Here is a 21,928-nt window from a genome sequence, read left to right as displayed (position 1 = left end):
TTTATTAACTACTTACTTCGCTATTTGAGAGTTCATTTAACCTTTCATACAATTTTGGCAGTTCGTGCTCAGCAATTGGTTTACTAAAATAATAGCCTTGTACAATGAAGCAATTATTATTTTGTAAAAACTGCATCTGCTCTATTGTCTCAACCCCTTCTGCGACCACGTCTAGCTTTAACTTTTGCGCCATGGCAATAATAGCGGCAGTGATTTCCATATCATTTGTATCCTCAGGGATATCTTTTACAAATGAACGGTCAATTTTCAATATATCAACCGGGAATCGTTTTAAGTAACTGAGTGACGAATAGCCAGTACCAAAATCATCAATAGAAATAGATATACCTAAGGCTTTAAGCTCGTGGAGTTGTGTAATTGCAGCTTCTACATTTCCCATTAGCATACTTTCAGTCAGCTCTAAGTGAAGGCGCTTAGCCGAAACACCCGTCCTAATTATCATTTTACTCAGTGTTGAGACTAAGCTTGAGTCTTTGAACTGGCGAGCCGATAAGTTTATCGATATATTATTTTCTAAGCCTTGCTTTGTTAATCTTACGGCAAAATCACAAGACTCTTGAAGCACCCATTCGCCTAATTCAACTATAAGGCCTGTCGCTTCTGCAATAGGAATAAATTTATCTGGAGGGATTGCGCCTTCAGTTGGGTGGAACCATCTTAATAACGCTTCATAGCCAATGACCTGATGAGTACGACTATCAACTTGAGGTTGGTAGTAAACTACAAACTGTTTTTCTTTTAGTCCTATACGTAGCTCATTTTCAATAAATAAACGCTCATTAGCAGCTGCGTTCAATTCTTGGCTATAAAAATGGAATGTATTACGCCCTTTTGCTTTTGCCTCATACATTGCTAAGTCAGCATGTTTTAATAACTGATCTTCTTCTAGGCTATCGTACGGAGCCATTGTAATACCAATACTCGCGCTCACAATAACTTCATTACTACCTAGTTTTATAGGCACATTCAGTGTTTTTTGAATTGTATTGGCAACATCAGTCGCGTGAGCTTGGCTTTCTATACCACTGAGTAATACTGCAAATTCATCACCACCTAAGCGCGCTATGGTGTCCTCGGCTCGTAAACGTTTTTTAAGTCTGTTTGCCACTTCAATTAATAATTGATCGCCGGCATCGTGGCCTAATGTATCGTTAATACGTTTAAATTCGTCTAAATCAAAGTAAAACAAAGCAAATGCATAATGCCCGCGTTCTGCTAATGCCATTGATTTACGCAATTGCATTCTAAAAAACGTTCTGTTGGCAAGGCCAGTAAGGGTGTCAAAGTAAGCAAGCTGCTCCATTTTACGCTGGCTTTCTTTTACAAAAGAAATGTCTTGTGCAGATGCTACATAGCTGGTTATTTCACCGCCCTCTTCACGAATTGGCGAAACACTTAAAGACACCCAAATTGGCTCTTTATTCAAGCCTTGAATTAATGTATCACCGCGCCAGTAATTACGGCTGCGTAAATCTATGTCTATATCTTCAACTAAAATAGACATTTCTGAGGCAATAATATTAAGTAATGGTGCTCTATTAAAATGACTTTCTGGGTAGCCTGTCATTTCGAGCATTTTTGGATTTACGTATTCAATTACAAAATTCTCATCGGTGATCACAACGCCAGTGCCCGAGAATGCTACCGCTTTAGATAAACGGTTAGCTGCTTTTTCAGCAATTTCTTTTTCTGTAATTCTCTGGTTTAAGCCATCGATAAGTTTGCGAATTTCTACCGTCATGTCTCTAAATGAGCCATTAAGCGTGCCAATTTCATCTTTGTTTTCTGGTGGAAATTCTGTAGTTAATTGACCTTTGCCAAAACTTGTAACTGCATAAACCAAAGTATGTAAACGGCGAAGGACTAGTTGATAAAGCGCTTGATGCAGCAATAAGGCAACTAATATTGCGTATAAAATAAAGAGGCCAAAAAACTTCAGTTTTAAATCTTGTAATGCAGATAACGTCGATGAACGCTTTTTATATACCCCTATGTACCAATCTAAGTCATCAATCTTACGAATATTGATAATATGAGCTTCGTCATTTTTTTCAAACGAATTTGCGTATTCAGGTAATTTCACCGCAATTACATCATCAATAATCGACTGCAGTGCTGGGTTTACAAATTCATTAGTAGCGAGTGCTTTATTATCACTACCATAGTCGGCTAGTAAGGTCGGATTTAAGTCTGGGTGTGCTAACAATTGCCCTTTACTATCAAACACAAGTAGGTGTTTTTCTTTATCACCAACAGGTAAAAACGAAATAAGTTTGTTGAGGGAAATATCGCTCCCCGTCACACCTAAAAACTCATTATCGACATAAACTGGCACTAGTAAGCTAATAACCCATTTGCGCCATACTGTATCGTAATAGACTTTTGACCATGCTGGTTCTCTTACTGTTTCAAGCGTACTTTTAATCGATTTATAAGTTGAGCCATTCGTTGCTCTAAAGTCGGCAGGTGCGTTTAATGCCCAATTAGGGGGAGAAACACGAATAAAATCATCATCTGTTATTAGATAAAAGTTAAAAAAGTCGTGTACCAGTGTAGGAGAAATTATACGCCACAGCATCTCAGAATCATTAAATAGGCGTTTATAAAAAGGAGAGTAATTTTGCTGTGGTAAAAATGCTGCTGATAAACCATCAGCAGAGGCACTTCGAATCGTACCGTCACTATTAAATTGTAACTGTGATTTATTGCTTAAATTAATTGGTGAATTGGGTTGAAAAAGTTGTTGTGTTACTACGTTATTAGCTTGCTGAGCAATATTTACTTTTGTTTTAATGCGCTCATTAAATTGCTTCACTAATAAATCTGTCGAGCTTTTTAAAACTTCGTGTTCTTCAAAAACGAGTTGTTTCTCTTCAGATTTAAGCATTAAGGCAGCCGCACATACCCCAGCTATTAAGCAAATAGCAGATATGAGTAGCGATAGTTTTACACTTAAAGAATTCAATCCAAAACGCGATGGAGGGCGTCTGTAAACCACGGGTCAACCTTAATTATTAATAATTGTTATTATTTGAACCAGTTAACGAAATATACCAGATCCGCATTCATATTTATAAATTATTTGTAAACTTTCTATAAAAACTAATATAGGGAAATAAATAGTACTCTAAGCTTATTTAGATCTTTATTGACATTGGTAGCAACTCTCCATACATTAACTGCATGAACATATTTATCTCTCGCACTTTTTTTTCGTTTTTTAGCTTCTTTATATAGAAGAGGCTTCCCTGTTTGTGAGATAAAATCAATCGAATAGTAAAGCCTCCCAACCGGGAGGCTTTTTTGTTTTTGCTGTGTAATAACAGCCTACTTTTGGAATGAGGATACCAAAATGACAAATGATGTATTAAATGCACTAAGACACGATATAAATGAAATAGACTCCGATTTACTCGTGTTATTAGCTAAACGTCGTCGTATTAGCCACGGTGTGGTTGAGTATAAAATTGCTAACAACAAGCCAATTCGCGATGAAGCACGTGAACTCGCACTTTTAGAGAAACTGATTGGTTATGGTAAATCACTAGGTTTGGATGCTTACTACGTGAATAATGTTTTTCAAACTATTTTGGAAGACTCAGTTTTACACCAACAAGCAATGCTACAAAAAAACCTGAATCCAGATGCCCTTAGTGAAACACACCGTGTAACTTACTTAGGTGGTCAGGGTTCTTATAGCCAACTAGCATGCCATAAATATTTTAGCCGCCGCCCGGGGAAATTAGTTGAAATTGGCTGTACATCGTTTGACGAAATAACAGGTAAAGTAGAAAACGGACAAGCTGATTTTGGTTTATTACCCATTGAAAACACAAGCTCTGGCAGTATTAACGAGGTGTTTGACTTATTACAGCACGCGCAAGTGTCTATTGTTGGAGAAGTAACTCACAGTGTAGAGCATTGCTTACTCGCCAACCCTGATACTGAACTTAGTCAACTAACAAAAATATTTGCACACCCACAACCATTTGCGCAGTGCAGCCGTTTTTTACAGGGCTTAGGTGATTTACAACACGAAACATGTGACTCAACATCAAGCGCGCTACAATCAGCTCTGAACACTCCATACAGTGCTGCAATTGGCTCTGCACAAGCGGGGAAAAACGTAGGGCTTGAGGTTATTAAATCAAACCTAGCTAATCAAAGCGAAAACCATAGCCGCTTTATTGTTGTTGCACGTAAGCCTCTACAAGTGTCTAACCAAATTCCAACTAAAACTAGTTTGATCATGTCGACAAAACAACAAGCGGGCTCACTAGCCGATGCGTTAATGATTTTTAAGCAGCATAAGATTAATTTAGTAAAACTTGAATCTCGCCCTACTCCGGGCAATCCGTGGGAAGAAGTTTTTTATGTTGACCTAGAAGCAAACTTAGCTGAAAGCCAAGTAAAAGAAGCGCTAGAAGAACTTAAAGAGCACACCCAATATGTACGTATTTTAGGATGCTACCAAAGCGAGTCACTACAGGCAGTAAGCGTTAATACTTAATAAGCAATTTTACAAATCAAAAAGGGCCGATATCGGCCCTTTTTCGTTAACTAGTACCAGTCTGCATAAATATTTTAGCAATTTAACGAATTAAATCCCCACTTAAGCAAACGGTATAACAAATATTAATCTAAAACTTTTGAATCATTCGCTTTATTTAATAAGCTTCGGCTTTGCGTTAAAAAGTGTTCTGTCGAGTCAGAAAAGTAAACTTTCGCCTCAGCAAAAGAATCAATAAGCGCGGCTTTATCTCCCGCTTTTAATTTTGCTAATGTACTTGCAAAGGTATCTTGGTACTGTGCAAGTAAGGTTTCTACATCATCGAATTGTGCTAGCATAATATCTGAGTACAGCTCAGGCGACTGTGCAAATAAACGCCCTACCATCATCAGTTCTAATTGATATATAGGTGACGAGCAGCTACGTAATTCTTCTAGTGTATGACTTTGTTTTGCTAGAAATTGTCCGTACACAAATGTCGTTAAATGGCGCATTACCTGAATAATTTGCATTGCTTCATCATGCTTTTTAGCATCAAGCTCAACAAGCTGACAACCCCATACTTGTAACTGTTGTAGCAAGCCTTTTGCCGCTTGGTGCTCTCGTCCTTCACATACAACGACTGTTTGTTTTACCCAGTGTGATATATCAGGCCCAAACATAGGATGTAAACCAACCACAGGGCCACTATGCGCAGCTTTTAGTGCTTTAATAGGCGATTGCTTTACCGATGTAATATCTACAAGTAAACAGTCATCATCTAGTTTAGGTAACTTAGCAACGACAACGTCCAATGCATTAATAGGTACGCTAATCATTACCAGCTTGGCACCTTTTAAAATACTTTTCGCATCGTTTTGCTGATCTTTATCTAAAATTTTAACTTCGTAACCTGAGCGAATAAACTGCTGTGCAAATAACTGGCCCATGGCGCCTTGACCACCCACAATTACAATTGGCGAAAGCTCTGGCGCTGCGCATGCAAGTTTTGCTTGTTGGTTTTGATAGGCTTCTCGCATCATGCGTCTAAGTATATCTTCAACGAGATCTGGGCTTACATTTTGATTTATTGCTTCTTGTCGTCTTGCCGCTAATAGCTCTGCTTCACGGGCAGGTGCATGTAAAGGTGCGCCTGTTTGTTGTTTTATCTCACCAATTTTTTGCGTAATACCATTACGTTTAGCGAGTAAGGCAACAAGTTGTGCATCGCATTCATCTATACCTTCTCTTAGCTGTGCTAAATCACTTATGTCAGCCACGTTCGTCCCACCTTAAAAAACCAAATAACGTAAATATAAATTTACATAAAAGTAAACTAATCAATACGATAAATACTAACAGGATCAGCTAACTGAGAAAAGGCTAAAGCGGAAATTTTACTAATGAGGAATTGAGAATTGAGAATTGAGAATTGAGAAATAATATTCTAAAACCAAAACGGGTTGCAACCCGAAGGATGCAACCCGTTTTTTTGCGTTGATAAACAGCGCGTATTAGTTAAGTTTTTCTCTAATACGTGCAGATTTACCAGAACGCTCACGTAGATAGTAAAGCTTAGCACGGCGAACTGCACCGCGACGCTTAACTGTTACGCTATCAATAAGAGGGCTGTGCGTTTGGAATACACGCTCAACGCCTTCACCGTTCGAGATTTTACGAACTGTGAATGCTGAGTGAAGACCACGATTACGCTTAGCGATTACAACACCTTCAAAGGCCTGTAGACGCTCTTTAGCACCTTCTTTTACTTTTACCTGTACAACCACTGTATCACCAGGGCCAAATGCAGGTACGTCTGTTTTAAGCTGCTCATCTTCAAGCGCTTTAATAATATTTTGGTTTACTTTTGCCATTATGTTTCTCACTTTCCTAGGTGTAACTGTCTTCTAGCCACAAGCTTTTTGGTACTCTTGCTGAAATTTCGCGAGTAATACCGCTTGCTCCTCAGTCAGAGCTAGGTTATGCAACAAGTCAGGACGTCGTAACCAAGTTCTGCCTAATGACTGCATAAGCCGCCATTTTGCTATCTCTTGGTGGTTACCACTGAGTAATACAGCAGGAACCTGTTTGTCGTCCAATGTTTCTGGTCGTGTATAGTGTGGACAATCTAACAAGCCATCCGAAAACGAATCTTGTTCTGCTGACTGGTTATGACCTAACACACCTGGCACTAATCGCGCTACTGCGTCAATTAATGTCATGGCAGGTAGTTCACCACCACTCAAAATAAAATCACCAATTGACCATTCTTCGTCAACATATGATTCTATTATTCTCTCATCTATACCTTCATAGCGACCGGCAATCAAAATCAGTTTTTTAGAGTTAGCGAGTTCGCTAGCACCTTGCTGATCAAGTTTGCGCCCTTGCGGGGACATATAAATTACTTTAGCACCATCACCAGCTGCTTTTTTAGCTTCGGCAATCGCTTTTTTTAATGGCTCAACCATCATTAACATACCAGGTCCGCCCCCGTAAGGACGGTCATCTACGGTTCTATGCTTATCTAAAGCGTAGTCTCGCGGATTCCAGCAGTTAAAATCAATTAAGCCATTTTTTACTGCGCGACCGGTAACACCTTGGTCTGTAATAGCGTCAAACATGTCTGGAAAAAGGCTTATCACCCCTACCCATAATGAACTAGTTTGCGTCATTAAAAACCAGGATCCCAGTCTACGGTAATTTCTCTTGCATCGTATTTAACTTCTTTAATAACTGAATCAGTTAAAAAAGGAATCAAACGCTCAGCTTGACCAAATGCGTCTTTACTGTTTGCTTTAACAACCAGTACGTCATTTGATCCTGTCTCCATCAGGTCATCAACAATGCCTAAGCTATAACCTTTATCGGTTACAACAGACATGCCAATGAGATCTCGCCAATAGAACTCACCTTGCGGGAGTTCTGGTAAATGCGCTGCATCCATTGAGATTTCAGCATGGGTATAAGCCATTGCTTCGTCTCGGTCGTTTACCTGCGCAAATTTAGCGATAAAGCCTTTGTTGTGGCGACGCCAGTCGACCACTTCTAAGGACTGCCATTTACCTTGCTGCCCTATCAACCACGGGCTGAAATCGAAGATCCCTACGGGATCATCAGTAAATGAATGTACCTTAAGCCAGCCCTTTATACCATATGGGGCACCGAGCTTTCCTACGACAATTATTGATGAGGTGTTCTCTTGACTCATGGTTACACTTACGCCTATTAAGCCGCTTTACGAGCGTCTTTTACTAACTTAGCTACGCGATCTGAAAGAGATGCGCCCTGACCTACCCAGTGTTCAACACGTGGTAAATCTAAACGAATTTTTTCTTCTTGACCTGAAGCAATTGGGTTAAAAAAGCCTACTTTCTCGATGAAGCGACCGTCACGCGAGAAACGGCTATCCGCAACCACAATTTGATAGAAAGGGCGTTTTTTAGCGCCACCACGTTGCAAACGAATAGTTACCATACCGTCCTCTATAAAGATTGACTGTTTTCATTAATAAGATTTACTCCCCAGAATGGGGAGCTGGGGAATTGTACGAGTTTTTGGCAATAACGCAAGTAAGAAGTGAACCAAAAAGGCAGTTTAGTAGGTTAAACCGTGATCTCAACGACAAATAAGAGTTAAAGGTGTATTACATGCATAATTTATTCAACAAAAAAGGAGCTATTTGCTCCTTTAAATATGATTCGCTATTATTTTAAAAAGTAACTTAATGGTACTTTTTAAAATTTAGGACCGCCGCCGCCCATCATTCCAGGTGGTAACATGCCTTTCATACCGCGCATCATTTTAGTCATACCGCCTTTACCTTTCATTTTTTTCATCATTTTTTGCATTTGCGTAAACTGCTTAAGCAACTTATTAATCTCTTGTACTTGTGTACCAGAGCCAGCTGCTATGCGTTTTTTACGCGAACCTTTAATGATTTCTGGGCGTGCACGCTCTTTTTTAGTCATAGAGCTAATAATAGCTTCCATTTGAATAAATGTTTTATCACCCATTTGACCTTTAACAGCATCTGGTAAGTTAGACATACCAGGGAGCTTATCAAGCATTGACATCATGCCACCCATGCTTTTCATTTGCTTTAATTGGTCAGCAAAATCATCAAGAGTAAAACCTGCGCCTTTAAATACTTTTTCAGCAACTCTAGCAGCTTGCTCTTTATCTACTTTCATCTCGACTTCTTCGATTAATGAAAGTACGTCACCCATGCCTAAAATACGCGACGCTATACGGTCTGGGTGGAAAGGTTCAAGTGCGTCAGTGCGCTCACCCACACCCATAAACTTAATAGGCTTGCCAGTGATGTGACGAATAGATAAAGCAGCACCACCACGCGCATCACCATCAGTTTTTGTTAATATAACACCGGTAAGTGGTAATGCTTCGTCGAATGCTTTAGCTGTATTCGCCGCATCTTGACCTGTCATTGCATCAACAACGAACAAGGTTTCAATTGGATTGATTGCTTTGTGAAGATCTTTAATTTCATCCATCATGTTGCTATCAACATGTAGACGACCTGCAGTATCAACAAGTACTACATCTATAAATTTCTTTTTAGCATGAGAAATTGCAGCGGTTGCAATATCAACTGGCTTTTGCGAAATATCACTTGGGAAGAAATCAACATCAACTTCTGCTGCAAGCGTTTCTAGCTGTTTAATCGCCGCAGGGCGATAAACATCGGCACTTACTACAAGTACTGATTTCTTTTTTCGCTCTTTTAAAAACTTAGCAAGTTTAGCTACACTGGTGGTTTTACCCGCACCTTGTAGACCCGCTACCATTACAACGGCTGGCGGTTGCGCATTTAGACTTAGCTCTTCATTAGCCTCGCCCATTGCTTTTTCTAGTTCTTCACGCACTATTTTTATAAATACTTGGCCTGGGCTTAAGCTTTTTGTAACTTCAACCCCAACTGCGCGTTCTTTAACTTGTTTTACAAAGTCGCGAACAACAGGCAATGCCACATCGGCTTCTAAAAATGCCATACGCACTTCGCGAAGTGTGTCTTTTATGTTGTCTTCCGTCAGACGGCCACGGCCACTGATATTTTTTAAGGTTTTACCTAATCGTTCTTGGAGGTTCTCAAACATGTAACGGTTCCGATAAGACGTTTATATCAATCCATTTATATTTATGATTAATTTGATTTTTCAATTAACCTAGATTGACTTATTAAGTTTCAATTAAAAGTAGTATACCGTATATGGCGTCTTACAATATAGTGTTCAAGTGCACCTTGATGAGTTTCTTTTTTTAAGGTCTATGCATTTGCTTTGCTATAAAATACAATGGCTGTATAACAACAAGGATTATTTTGTCTCAAATTAAGTGGCCCAAGCACAATGCTGATTATTAGTTTAACTATTATTGCCAGTTTATTTTATGTGTTAGCAACGTCTCACGTGCTTTCACGGCTGTTTCATCAACAAGGCCCTAGCCAAAAAGTAACCGTTATTTTAAGCACGGTTGCTATAGTGGCGCACATGCTGCTATTAGTTAACTCTGTTTTTAGAGCCGACGGTCAAGATTTAAGTATCGTAAACGTCGCTCTTTTGACGTGCTGGGTGATTGTGGTCTCGGTGACGGCTGTCTCGCTAAAATTCCCTGCAACTTTATTGTTGCCCGTTGTTTATGGTTTTGGTGCCTTACTAACCATTGCCAGTTTATTTATTCCTCATCATATTTTATTGCAAAGTATTAATATTGAGGTGGGTTTAGTAACGCACATCTCTTTATCTTTGTTAGCCTACTGTATTTTAATTATCGCCACTTTATATGGTGTACAGTTTTACTTTATTGATAAACGTTTAAAACGTAAAGATTTAGCAATTGTGCATAGCCATCTTCCGCCTTTAATGGTTGTGGAGCGCCAGCTTTACCAACTTCTTAATTTAGGCACTATATTACTCACATTTGCATTACTTTCAGGGTTTGTATTTCTTGATGGAATGTTCGCTAAAGAGTTCATTCATAAAACAATATTATCGTTAGTTGCGTGGGCTATTTTTACCGTTGTAGCTATCGGGCATATGAAAAAGGGTTGGCGCGGTAAACCGGTGGTTATTACAATCATGGTCGCTGCATTTGTCCTCACACTCGCTTATTTTGGCAGCCGTTTCATACAAGAAGTGATACTAAATAAGTTTTAACTTGACTCTGCTTGCTCACTCTAGCTTAATACGCATTGATTTATAAGAAAAGGATCCATCGTTGGACGACATATCGACAAGTACCCTATTTATCATTTTAGGTTTTTTGGTGCTTTTTTCTGCTTATTTTTCTGGTTCAGAAACCGGAATTATGTCAATCAATCGTATACGCCTGCGACACCTCGCTAAAGAGGATCATCGTGCAGCTAAACGAGTCAGTAAATTACTTAGCCGTCCAGATAGGCTCATCGGTTTAATCTTAATCGGTAATAACCTTGTTAATATTGCAGCAGCCCAAGTTGCAACCATTATAGGTATTCGTCTTTATGGTGACCTCGGTATTGCAATAGCTACAGGTGTGTTAACTTTAGTCGTGCTTATATTTGCTGAAGTAACCCCTAAAACCCTTGCTGCTCTTTATCCTGAAAAAGTTGCCTTTCCAAGCTCTATTATTTTAAAAGGGCTACTTAAAATAATGTTTCCTTTTGTCGTGGTTATTAACTGGATGACAAACGGTATACTGCGGTTATTTGGTATTAGTGCTGCTCAAATCGACGAACACAGCATGAGTAAAGAAGAATTAAAAACAGTACTCAATGAGTCAGGCGCACTTATTCCTGCTCGTCATCAAAGTATGCTGACTTCAATTTTAGATTTAGAACAAGTAACCGTTGAAGATATTATGATCCCACGAAACGAAATTGTGGCCATTGATATAAATGACGATTGGAAACTAATTAGTCGCCAGCTTACCCATGCACAACATACTCGTGTGTTGTTGTATCGCGATAATATAGATGATGCAGTAGGTTTTATTCACTCACGTGATGCGCTTCGTTTACTTACAAAAGAGCAATTTGATAAACCATCTTTGCTACGAGCTGTACGTGAAATTTACTTTATCCCTGAAGGAACATCACTAAATACTCAGCTATTAAAGTTTCAGCAATCTAAAGAACGCATAGGCTTAGTGGTAGATGAGTATGGCGACATCCAAGGCCTAGTGACCCTAGAAGATATTTTAGAAGAAGTTGTTGGCGATTTTACAACTACGCAAACTCGTACGCCGAGCGAAGAAGTAGAAACACAAACTGATGGCTCATGTATTGTGGATGGCGGCGCTAACGTACGCGATTTAAATAAAGAAATGGGTTGGGATTTTCCGCTCGATGGACCTAAAACTCTGAGTGGTTTAATTGTTGAATACTTGGAGAATATTCCTGATGCAAATATTAGTTTGCGTATCGCGGGATATCCTATTGAAGTACTCGAAGTAAAAGAAAATATGATAAAACAAGTGAAGATACTGCCGAATAAGCGTTCTCGCTAAATAAAAAAGGAGCCAATTGGCTCCTTTTTTATATCCATTAATAACTATCTAGCCAAATATAAGACGTTCAAACCAACCTTTATCAAGCTCTTCTTCGCAGTGTTTTAATTGAGCGCCATAGCGGCTCGCTCTGTGCTTAACTTTGTTCGCAACACCCATTAGCCACTTTTTCTTTTTGTACGTGCCACGCTTATAACCACCCCAGCCTTCATGATAATTAAGGTATTGTGCGTAAGCATCCCATTTAGATATTTTATTTACTTTATGGGTTTTATAAACAAACCACGCCATAAAGTCGATTGCATCGTCAAAGTCGTCTCTATCAGCACCGTTGTTGCCTGTTTCACGAATATAATCAGACCATGTTGGTGTTTTAGCTTGCGAGTAACCATAGGCATCACTTGCGCGACCGGTAGGAATTATCCATAAGAAGTACTCCATAGGCGGAGCGGCATCATGCTTAAATGAGCTTTCTTGGTACATCATACTCATGAGTACATGCTTGGGAGAACCCCATTTTTCTTGTGCATCTTTTGCGTCGAAATACCAATCTGGCTTTTCTTCAAAAATTTTACATAAATCGTTAGGTTGCTTTGGAGGCGCTGTAGCACAACCGGCTAAAGTAATGGCGAGAGATAGGATAATTGCATTTGTTTTCATTTTTCTAAGATCTCACAGAACTTTTTTAAAAAGTGTGGGTCTGACTCAATGAATGCAGCAGTACAGCATTAATTCATCCCTGAATATATTTACGCAGCCAACTTAGGCTGCGTTTTTTTGCTTAAATTTTGCTAAATACCAAGGTTATTTACCGTCAAAATACGCATCTAAAAACGCGGTAAATGACTGGGTATCTGCTTGCTCAATTGCAGCTTGTGCTTCGTTAGACTCTACAACTTGTTGTTCCAGCCAAGGCTTTAAAAACTCGCTGTAGTCAGTGTCTGCGTGGCTTTGCTTATATTTACTAGCCAATGCTAGTGCAAAGTGGCCGTTGTCTAAACCAGACTCTTTCAATTGTGACACGTAACGTCCAGAGTAAGTAAGCTCTGGATTATGTATCCACGTTGCCATGCGCTTTATAGTATCTGAGTAATAGTTAACACCATAAGCATTATCCATCCATTTAGCGACATCAGTAAGCTGGGTAAATATTTCATCGCCCCACGACTGAAGGCTACGCTGTGTGTTATTAAAGTTAAGCATTAGCCCTTCTTCTCGACCTTGGTTTACTACTGTGTCGAGATTTTCAGTACTACGTGCTTGTTCTTTCCAATCCATTGGAGCTGAATCTTTTAATAAACAATACGTTAAAAACACATCTAAAAAGTGAATTTGCTCAATATCAATACCAACTTCGCTAAACGGGTTAACGTCTAATGCGCGAATTTCTACGTATTCAATACCTGCTCGAAGCAATGCATCCGTTGGCGTTTCGCCACTTTTCGCATTACGCTTAGGACGAATTGGCGAGTAAAATTCGTTTTCAATCTGCAGAATATTTTTATTTAACTGCTTGGGGTTTTCACTCTTGTAGTCATCAAGATCACCATAAATTTCTGATGGTGTGTTGATTGCTTTTTTAAGGCCCGCTACATATTCATCTAACGAGTTATACATTACGCGTAGTGACGACTGAGCGCTATTTGTATAACCTAAATTACCTAAACGCAGTGCTGTACCAACTTCTAAGTAAAGCGTGCCTTTACCTAGTTTTTTAAATGGTAAGTCGGTTTTTCGACCTTGCAAAAATGAGTTACACAATGCTGGCGATGCGCCAAACATGTAACTTATTAGCCATAGTTCGCGTTTAAAGTTACGAATAAGGGATAAGTAACCTTCTGAAATAAAATCTTGAAGGCTTGCATTACTTTGTTGTAACGAATGAAGTGACTGCCAAAGCGTATCTGGGAATGAAATATTAAAGTGAACACCCGCAATTGCTTGCATCATACTACCGTAGCGATTTTTTAATCCTTCACGGTATAGTGTTTTCATTTGACCAGTATTTGAACTACCAAATTGAGCTAGCACTATATCGTCTTGGTGCTCAATAAAACACGGCATACTAATGGGCCAAAGTAGTTCATCGCCCATTTTTTCTAGAGTGAACTTTTGAAGGTCTTTTAATTGCTTAAGCGTTTGCGTTGACGATTCACTAACTGGAGTAATAAATTCAAGTAAAGACTCAGAAAAATCAGTTGTAATATGGCCGTTAGTTAACGCACTGCCCACACCTTTTGGGTGACCTTGAGGTGATATAACACCATTATCTTGTATTCTTAGCGACTCTCGCTCTATGCCACGTTTAATGCCTTTAACTGCATGTTGGTGCTCATTTACTGATAACGCTTCAAGTGCGTTAGCTAAATCATGTGTTGTCAAAAAATCTTTCCTCGGGCCACGTGGCTTAATCATAAGGTTATGGGGGCTAATTACTTAGACTCAAGATTAATACCAATTTTATTGAAAATATGATCATTCTATCGCATTAAATAGCGCACTCACTGCGTTAAAAATTATTCATATAGAACAACTACATGTCATAATTTTTGCCTTGTTATTGTGCTATTTTCTTAGCGCTATAATAGATCACTTATTTAATGCAACTGGTATAAATTGCTAAGAACAATATAATTTCTCTAAGTTAATAATTATTTACCCACTCTATACATGCGCTTAATATGACCAACATCATTATATTAAGTCGTAATATTGCCATTGCTCTGGGCATTATACAAATGCTTTAAATGCGTATTTAAGTATAAATTAAATACGCAAAATATAAGCCCAAAATAATAGACCGGAACTTATTTAAAATGAGTTCAATTTAGCTACTCGATATTTAAATTTGATCTAGATCAATAAAAACAATTATTTGTCTTATGAGCATAAAAGGAAAGACGCTATTTTTTGCTTTGTAGTGTGTAACCAATATAATGACAGCAACAATAAAGGATGATAATAAACATAATGCACAATGATAAAAGCTTAAAAAATGAAGAAGTATACTTTGATGAGTCACAAGAGCTTGTTTCTACTACCGACCTCAAAGGTGTAATAACATACGTCAATCAAGAGTTTTGCTCTGTAGCAGGTTATAGCGCACAAGAGCTTATCGGTCAGCATCATAATATTGTTCGTCACCCTGATATGCCAAAAGCGGCCTTTAAAGAAATGTGGGCAACATTAAAACAAGAACACTCGTGGCGCGGTATGGTTAAAAACCGTTGTAAAGATGGCCGTTATTATTGGGTAGATGCCTTTGTAACCCCTATTTTTGAGCATAGCCGACTTGTTGGTTATCAATCAGTAAGAACCAAAGCAAGCTCTCAACTTAAGCAACGTGCACACGCTCTTTACAACAAAATAAATACCAATAAGTCATCATTTAATCTGCGAGAACACACCACAATAAGACAAGGCATTACTTTTATATGCCTATTACTTTGGCTGATTTTTATTGCTGTTACGGGATCAATCTCTTTAGCTGTAATTAGCCTATTGATGTGCGCCTTAGTTATTACGCTAAATTATGACGAACTGATTGTTACCCCTAAAATATTGCGCGAACAAAAAGCAAAAGCCGATTCAATCTCTCGCTATATTTACAGCGGCCACACACCGCATAGCGTAAGTGATTATAGAGAGCAAATGCTAAGCGCAAAATTGCGCACGGTTCTTGGCCGTATGAAAGACTCTACATTAAGCTTTAATGGCATCGCGACTGATCTAGATAAACAATCAACGCTTACTGAAAAAGGCATTTCTTCGCAAGGTGAGCGTTTAGAACAAATTGCATCAGCGATGACTCAAATGAGTTCTACCATTGGTGAAATATCAGTAAATACCGCTCAAACAGCTGATAAAGTGAATAACACCCACCAAAGTTGCTCTGAAATAAAAGACCATATTGCAGATAATAGTAAAATGGTATCTGATTTAGCTTTTCAAGTAGAAAAGGCTGCAACCACAGCCACCAGCTTAGCCTCTGAAGCAGATAAGATTGGTAAGGTAATGAGTGAAATAGAGGGAATTGCCGATCAAACTAACTTACTTGCCCTTAATGCAGCGATTGAAGCAGCTAGAGCAGGAGAACATGGTCGAGGCTTTGCTGTAGTCGCCGACGAGGTAAGGACCCTTTCGTCACGTACTCAAAATGCTACAACACAAATCCACAGTTCTATTAAAGAAATACAAGATACTTTATTTAGCTGGTCTAAAGTAATGCAAAGCACTAAAGCACAAGCCGATAATTGTGTGCTGACAACCGATAAAACCCAAGTTGAATTAGAGGGGATTTTTATCCAAATCAGTGAAATATCTCATTTAGCAATACAAATATCATCTGCTGCAGAAGAGCAACAAATGGTTAGTAATGATATTAGTAATAATGTTTCGCAAATTAAAGACTTTGGAGATAACAACTTAAGCTTAAGCTTTAATGTGGCAAAAGGAGCAGCTGAACTTGTTGAAGGTTCACGTAGGGTGAACGATTTATTACTAACTTTTAAAGTTTAAAAGTTTAAAAGTTTAAAAGTTTAAAAACGTTAAAAAAACGTTAAAAAGCCGCTATTTTAGCGGCTTTTGAGTTTAATTATTTACAATTAACGCTTGGAAAATACCAGAGAGTCGTCATTTGCATCAATAACGATCACGCAACCTGGTAAGTAGTCTCCATTGAGTAACTTTTGTGCCAGCGGGTTTTCAATCGTTTGTTGAATAGCACGCTTAAGCGGACGTGCACCGTACACAGGATCAAACCCACTTGCTGCAATTCGCTCAAGAGCAGCATCGCTTATTTCAAGCAGATACCCCATCTCTGTTAAACGCTCACGTAATTTCATTAACTGAATATCAGCTATTTCTTTTATATGCTCGTTTGCTAAAGGGTGGAACACGACAGTCTCGTCTATACGGTTAATAAATTCAGGCCTAAACTCATTAATTAATACTTCCATTACTTTAGCTTTAAGGGTCGTATAGTCATTATTACCCGCTTGCTCTTGGATAATATCTGAGCCTAAATTTGAGGTCATGATAATAACGGTATTTTTAAAATCAACGGTTCTACCTTGCCCGTCAGTTAATCGGCCATCATCTAATACTTGCAGTAAAATATTAAACACATCAGGATGTGCCTTTTCTATTTCATCAAGCAATATCACTGAGTAAGGTTTACGGCGTACTGCCTCAGTTAAATAACCGCCCTCTTCGTAACCCACGTAACCTGGAGGAGCCCCTACTAAACGTGCAACTGAATGTTTTTCCATAAACTCAGACATGTCGATACGCACCATGGCATCTTCGGTATCAAACATAAAACCAGCCAGTGCTTTTGTCAGCTCTGTTTTACCCACACCTGTTGGGCCTAAAAATAAGAAAGAACCAATAGGACGATTAGGATCTGCAAGCCCTGCACGTGAGCGTCGTATTGCGTTAGAAACAGCAACAACCGCCTCATCTTGCCCTATTACTTTACTGTGTAACTTATCTTCCATTTGCAGTAGCTTTTCACGCTCACCTTGTAGCATTCTTGCCACAGGAATACCTGTCCAACGAGACAGTATTTCAGCAATTTCATCCTCACCTACTTGGTTTTTAAGCAGGGTCATTTCTTGCATTTCGGCTTGTGAGGCTAAATCGAGCTTGCGCTCAAGCTCAGGAATTCGTCCATATTGCAGCTCTGACATACGCTGTAAATCACTTGCTCTTCGCGCTACATCTAAATCTAATCTTGCCTGTTCAAGCTCGGCTTTAATTACTTGCGTGCCTTGAAGTGATGCTTTTTCGGCATTCCATATCTCGTCTAGCTCACGGTATTGCCCATCAAGATCGGTGATCAACTCTTGCATTTCAGCTCGGCGTTTTTGACTTGCTTCGTCTTTTTCTTTCGCTAGCGCGTTATCTTCAAGTTTTAATTGAATAATACGGCGTTCAAGCTTATCTAACGATTCTGGTTTTGAATCAATTTGTAATCGAATTGAAGAGCCTGCTTCGTCTATTAAATCAATCGCTTTATCAGGTAATTGACGGTCACTAATATAACGATGAGATAACTGCGCCGCAGCAACAATCGCGGGGTCAGTAATTTCTACTGAATGATGTAACTCATATCGCTCTTTTAAACCACGCAATATTGCAATGGTATCTTCAACAGATGGCTCTTCAATAAGTACCTTTTGGAATCGACGCTCAAGAGCTGCGTCTTTTTCTATGTATTTACGATATTCATCAAGCGTGGTTGCGCCAACGCAGTGTAATTCACCGCGTGCTAATGCTGGCTTTAACATATTGCCTGCATCCATGGCGCCGTCACTTTTGCCCGCACCCACAATAGTATGTATTTCATCAATAAATAAAATGACCTGGCCTTCTTCTTTAGCCAATTCGTTTAATACTGATTTTAAACGTTCTTCAAATTCGCCACGGTATTTAGCACCCGCAACTAACGCCCCTAAATCAAGCGATAGTACGCGCTTATTTTTTAATCCTTCGGGTACTTCACCATTAATAATACGCTGTGCTAACCCCTCAGCGATTGCTGTTTTACCAACACCTGGTTCACCGATTAATACAGGATTATTTTTAGTACGACGTTGTAGTACCTGAATCGTGCGGCGAATTTCGTCATCGCGACCAATAACGGGGTCAAGCTTACCTTGCTCTGCTCGCTCAGTTAGATCAATCGTGAATTTTTCAAGCGCTTGACGTGTTTCTTCGGCATTTGGGTCATCAACTTTTTGACCGCCGCGAATCGCTTTAATTGCAGTTTCAATTTTAGTCGAGGTAATATTTAACGACCTAAATATATCGCCAAGTGGACCTTTATCATCGCATGCCGCCAGTACAAATAATTCACTTGAAATATATTTGTCTTTGCGTTTTTGCGCGTACTTATCACATAGATTAATAAGTGATGCCATATTGTTTGATAGCTGGACGTCGCCACCTACACCTTCTACTTTAAATAATTTTTCTATTTCTTGTGAAAGCTTGGTGTTGAGTTCGTCAGCGCTGACACCCGTTTGTGCAAATAATGCACGTACACTAGAGCCACTTTGCTTTAGCAATGAATACATTAAATGTACGGGTTCAATAAATTGATGATCGCGACCAAGGGCTAGCGATTGCGCATCAGAAAGCGCAGATTGAAATTTACTTGTAAATCTATCTAAACGCATGGTGTTACCTATTAAATAATCTAATTGCTTAATTAATGGGTATGTTTAGGTGTTTGTTCAAGGTGTAGGGGGGAAATATAATGATTAAAGATGTGAATTACTTGCGCCAGATCAAACTAGCCATGCGTCCAGTTTGTCCATCTCGTCGATAAGAAAAAAATAAGTCACTTTGAGAGACTGTGCAGTAGTCGCCACCCGTAATATTTTTAACGCCTTGCTGGGTAAGTAAAGTACGCGCAATACCATAGATATCAGCAAGATATTTACCATTAGCTTGTGGTGTAAATGCGTGAATAAATAAAGGGGACCTTTTTTGAAATAACTCAAACACTTCAGCCCCAACCTCAAATCGAGTTGGCCCAATTGCAGGCCCTAGCCACGCATTTATATTTTCACACTTTGAGCTAAAACATTCCAAGGTATTTTTAATAATTCCCTGCTCAAGCCCTCGCCAGCCACCATGTATAGCTGCAACTTCTTTTTCATCATCACTGACTAATAAAATAGGTAAACAATCGGCGGTCATTATAGCCAAAGGCTGATTTAATAACTGAGTATAAAGCGCATCAGCATCGTGTAACTCATCAAAATCAAAATGTTCATCAACAATAACAACATTAGAGCTATGAACTTGATTTAGCCACACGGCAGGTTTAGGTAGGAGATTTGTTAATAATGAGCGATTTTTTGATACATGATTTTGATTATCACCAACATGGAATCCCAAATTAAAACTTTTAAATGGGATTTTTGAAACACCACCTCCACAAGTAGTACTTAACGTTCCCACTTTATGAAGGTTTTGCCATGTCGCTGACAATAAGTGCATTATCTATCGATATCAGGATTAGCTTTGGTATCTTCACGTAATGCGAGTGTCATAGCAACCATATCATCTGGGATAGGTGCTTGCCATGTCATCATTTCACCCGTGATTGGGTGCGCAATACTCAATTTTACAGCATGTAGTGCTTGGCGTCTAAAGCTACGAAGTAACTCAAACAACTCAGGTGTTGCGCCTTTAGGTGGACGCGGACGGCCGCCATAAGATTGATCGCCAATTAGCGGGTGATTTAAATGTGCCATATGCACACGAATCTGGTGAGTACGACCTGTTTCTAAGCGCAAACGTAAACGAGTATGAGCACGGAATTTCTCAGCAACACGGTAATGTGTAATTGCCGGTTTACCCAGTTCATGTACTGCCATATGCGTACGCTGAGTCGGATGGCGGCCAATTGCTTTTTCAACCATACCACCTGCGGTCATAGTACCATTACACAGTGCTTCATATTCACGCGTGAAGTTTTCACGCTTTTGTAGCGCTGTTACTAAATGCGTTTGTGCTGGAATCGTTTTAGCTACAACCATTAAACCGGTCGTGTCTTTATCTAAACGATGCACAATACCCGCGCGTGGTACGTTAATTATTTCAGGGTAGTAATGTAGTAATGCGTTTAGCACTGTTCCATTAGGATTACCCGCACCAGGGTGAACCACTAGGCCCATTGGTTTATTAATTACCAAAATATCATCGTCTTCATAAACAATGTTTAATTTGATATCTTGTGCTTCGTATTCGCGTGGTGCTTCAATTGTTGTTTCAACACTTACAACTTCACCACCTAGTAGCTTTTCGCGTGGAGTGTTGAAAATTTCACCGTCTACGGTGATTTTATCATCCAATATCCACGTTTTTATACGAGAACGTGAATAATCAGGGAACAATTGTGCTAATACTTGGTCTAGACGTTTACCACCTAATTCGGTTGGAACGTCGGCTTGAAGAGAAATTTGCTCTGACATTAGTAACTTTACCCAATTTACCAGTGCAAGCTTTGCTCGACTGGGTTAGAATCGCTTTTAATAAAAGCATAATATAATACGCATAGTTTACTCGGTTTTACCGACTTGGCCTAGCCGAAGACATCGAAGGTAACAAATAAAATGATAAATAAAATAGGGAAACGTGCATTTGCCATTGTTTTTTCAGTTTCTGTACTTAGTTTAGGCGCTTGTTCGTCTGCTCCAGACCAAGAAGACATTCAACGTGTACCGAATAAATCTGCACACGCTTTATATGAAGATGCAAAAGAAACACTAGATTCTGGTTTATATGCTCGCGCAATTGAACTTTTGAGTGCAATAGATTCTCGCTACCCGTTTGGCCCATTCTCTAAACAAGTACAAATGGACTTAGTGTATGCACATTACCAATCAGGTAATACTGAACAAGCACTTGCAACCATTGACCGCTTTATCCGCTTAAATCCAAACCATAAAGACCTAGATTACATGTATTACATGCGTGGTTTAGTAAACATTAAAGCAGATAAAAATGCGTTCCAAGAGTACTTTGGTGTAGATAGAGCCGACCGTGATGCTAACCGTACACGTGTTGCATTTACCGATTTATCGACACTAGTAAAACGCTTTCCGAAAAGTGATTACGCGCCTGAAGCTAAGCGTCGTTTAGTATGGCTTTTAAACCGTATGGCACGTTATGAATTAAAAGTAGCCACTTACTATTATGAGCGTGAAGCTTATTTAGCTGCTGCTAATAGAGGTAAGTTTGTTGTTGAACACTACTCACAAAGCAGTTACTTAGATCCCGCGCTTGAAATGATGGAAAAAAGTTACGACCAATTAGGTTTAACTGAGCTTAGTGAGCACGCAAAGCAAACACGAAGACTAAATAAAAGAACTAAATAAACAAAAAGGCGCTTAGTAA

17 protein-coding genes and 1 other annotated feature are annotated in these 21,928 nt (G+C 39.2%); of the genes, 5 read left to right on the top strand and 12 right to left on the bottom strand.

The window, feature by feature from the left end; genetic code table 11:
- Positions 1-4: 4 nt before the first annotated feature.
- Positions 5-3,019 carry a bifunctional diguanylate cyclase/phosphodiesterase gene (locus CXF64_RS06385; protein WP_021032079.1) on the bottom strand — a complete coding sequence of 1,005 codons (3,015 nt, stop codon included), beginning with the start codon at positions 3,017-3,019 and terminating at the stop codon, positions 5-7.
- Between the two features lie 192 nt (positions 3,020-3,211).
- Positions 3,212-3,329: a sequence feature (Phe leader region), on the top strand.
- 44 nt (positions 3,330-3,373) lie between these two features.
- Between CXF64_RS06385 and CXF64_RS06380 the strand changes: the two genes are divergently transcribed.
- The gene (locus CXF64_RS06380; protein WP_007581410.1) at positions 3,374-4,531 is read left to right on the top strand and encodes a chorismate mutase; all 1,158 of its coding nucleotides are present in this window, start codon (positions 3,374-3,376) and stop codon (positions 4,529-4,531) included.
- A 125-nt stretch (positions 4,532-4,656) separates the two neighbouring features.
- Here the strand turns inward: CXF64_RS06380 and tyrA are convergent, their stop codons facing one another.
- The 6 genes from tyrA to ffh form a co-directional block, all read right to left on the bottom strand.
- On the bottom strand, positions 4,657-5,790 hold the full coding sequence (gene tyrA / locus CXF64_RS06375; RefSeq protein WP_101164063.1) for a bifunctional chorismate mutase/prephenate dehydrogenase: 1,134 nt from the start codon (positions 5,788-5,790) through the stop codon (positions 4,657-4,659).
- Between the two features lie 234 nt (positions 5,791-6,024).
- Positions 6,025-6,384, bottom strand: a complete 360-nt coding sequence (rplS, locus tag CXF64_RS06370) for a 50S ribosomal protein L19 (protein ID WP_007581406.1) — start codon at positions 6,382-6,384, stop codon at positions 6,025-6,027.
- Between the two features lie 33 nt (positions 6,385-6,417).
- The gene (gene trmD / locus CXF64_RS06365) at positions 6,418-7,185 is read right to left on the bottom strand and encodes a tRNA (guanosine(37)-N1)-methyltransferase TrmD (protein WP_007581405.1); all 768 of its coding nucleotides are present in this window, start codon (positions 7,183-7,185) and stop codon (positions 6,418-6,420) included.
- Positions 7,185-7,721, bottom strand: coding sequence for a ribosome maturation factor RimM (gene rimM, locus CXF64_RS06360; RefSeq protein ID WP_010554631.1), 537 nt, complete (start codon positions 7,719-7,721; stop codon positions 7,185-7,187). Before rimM ends, trmD begins: the two co-directional genes overlap by 1 nt.
- A gap of 17 nt (positions 7,722-7,738) precedes the next feature.
- Complete coding sequence (rpsP, locus tag CXF64_RS06355) at positions 7,739-7,987, bottom strand: 30S ribosomal protein S16 (protein WP_002962192.1); 249 nt, start codon at positions 7,985-7,987, stop codon at positions 7,739-7,741.
- Between the two features lie 260 nt (positions 7,988-8,247).
- Positions 8,248-9,627 (bottom strand): signal recognition particle protein, encoded by a 1,380-nt coding sequence (gene ffh / locus CXF64_RS06350; RefSeq protein WP_007581399.1) that lies wholly within the window; start codon positions 9,625-9,627, stop codon positions 8,248-8,250.
- A gap of 252 nt (positions 9,628-9,879) precedes the next feature.
- On the opposite strand from ffh, the gene CXF64_RS06345 reads away from it, so the two are divergent.
- Positions 9,880-10,686 (top strand): cytochrome C assembly family protein, encoded by an 807-nt coding sequence (locus CXF64_RS06345; protein ID WP_024589411.1) that lies wholly within the window; start codon positions 9,880-9,882, stop codon positions 10,684-10,686.
- Between the two features lie 61 nt (positions 10,687-10,747).
- Positions 10,748-12,016, top strand: coding sequence for an HlyC/CorC family transporter (locus CXF64_RS06340; protein WP_007581396.1), 1,269 nt, complete (start codon positions 10,748-10,750; stop codon positions 12,014-12,016).
- 48 nt (positions 12,017-12,064) lie between these two features.
- On the opposite strand, the gene CXF64_RS06335 is transcribed toward CXF64_RS06340, so the two are convergent.
- Positions 12,065-12,676: a transglycosylase SLT domain-containing protein gene (locus CXF64_RS06335; protein ID WP_101216604.1), complete on the bottom strand. Its 612-nt coding sequence runs from the start codon at positions 12,674-12,676 to the stop codon at positions 12,065-12,067.
- Positions 12,677-12,820: 144 nt separating this feature from the next.
- Entirely contained in the window at positions 12,821-14,398 is a 1,578-nt protein-coding gene (gene gshA / locus CXF64_RS06330) for a glutamate--cysteine ligase (protein ID WP_024589412.1), read from the bottom strand.
- A gap of 588 nt (positions 14,399-14,986) precedes the next feature.
- Between gshA and CXF64_RS06325 the strand changes: the two genes are divergently transcribed.
- Positions 14,987-16,534, top strand: a complete 1,548-nt coding sequence (locus CXF64_RS06325; protein WP_101216603.1) for a methyl-accepting chemotaxis protein — start codon at positions 14,987-14,989, stop codon at positions 16,532-16,534.
- Positions 16,535-16,620: 86 nt separating this feature from the next.
- Here the strand turns inward: CXF64_RS06325 and clpB are convergent, their stop codons facing one another.
- From clpB to rluD, 3 genes are all read right to left on the bottom strand, one after another.
- Positions 16,621-19,197 (bottom strand): ATP-dependent chaperone ClpB, encoded by a 2,577-nt coding sequence (gene clpB / locus CXF64_RS06320; RefSeq protein WP_024593582.1) that lies wholly within the window; start codon positions 19,195-19,197, stop codon positions 16,621-16,623.
- A 97-nt stretch (positions 19,198-19,294) separates the two neighbouring features.
- Positions 19,295-20,026, bottom strand: a complete 732-nt coding sequence (gene pgeF / locus CXF64_RS06315) for a peptidoglycan editing factor PgeF (RefSeq protein ID WP_101216602.1) — start codon at positions 20,024-20,026, stop codon at positions 19,295-19,297.
- Positions 20,026-21,003, bottom strand: coding sequence for a 23S rRNA pseudouridine(1911/1915/1917) synthase RluD (gene rluD / locus CXF64_RS06310; protein ID WP_007581384.1), 978 nt, complete (start codon positions 21,001-21,003; stop codon positions 20,026-20,028). Before rluD ends, pgeF begins: the two co-directional genes overlap by 1 nt.
- 141 nt (positions 21,004-21,144) lie before the next feature.
- Between rluD and CXF64_RS06305 the strand changes: the two genes are divergently transcribed.
- Positions 21,145-21,909 (top strand): outer membrane protein assembly factor BamD, encoded by a 765-nt coding sequence (locus tag CXF64_RS06305; protein WP_007581382.1) that lies wholly within the window; start codon positions 21,145-21,147, stop codon positions 21,907-21,909.
- Positions 21,910-21,928 lie beyond the last annotated feature (19 nt).

Origin of the sequence: Pseudoalteromonas sp. GutCa3 (genome assembly GCF_002836155.1) — a bacterium.
In the GTDB taxonomy this organism is placed as follows: Bacteria; Pseudomonadota; Gammaproteobacteria; order Enterobacterales; family Alteromonadaceae; genus Pseudoalteromonas; species Pseudoalteromonas arctica.
Note: the sequence above shows the minus strand (reverse complement) of the source record. Positions and strands in the feature narration are given on the sequence as shown.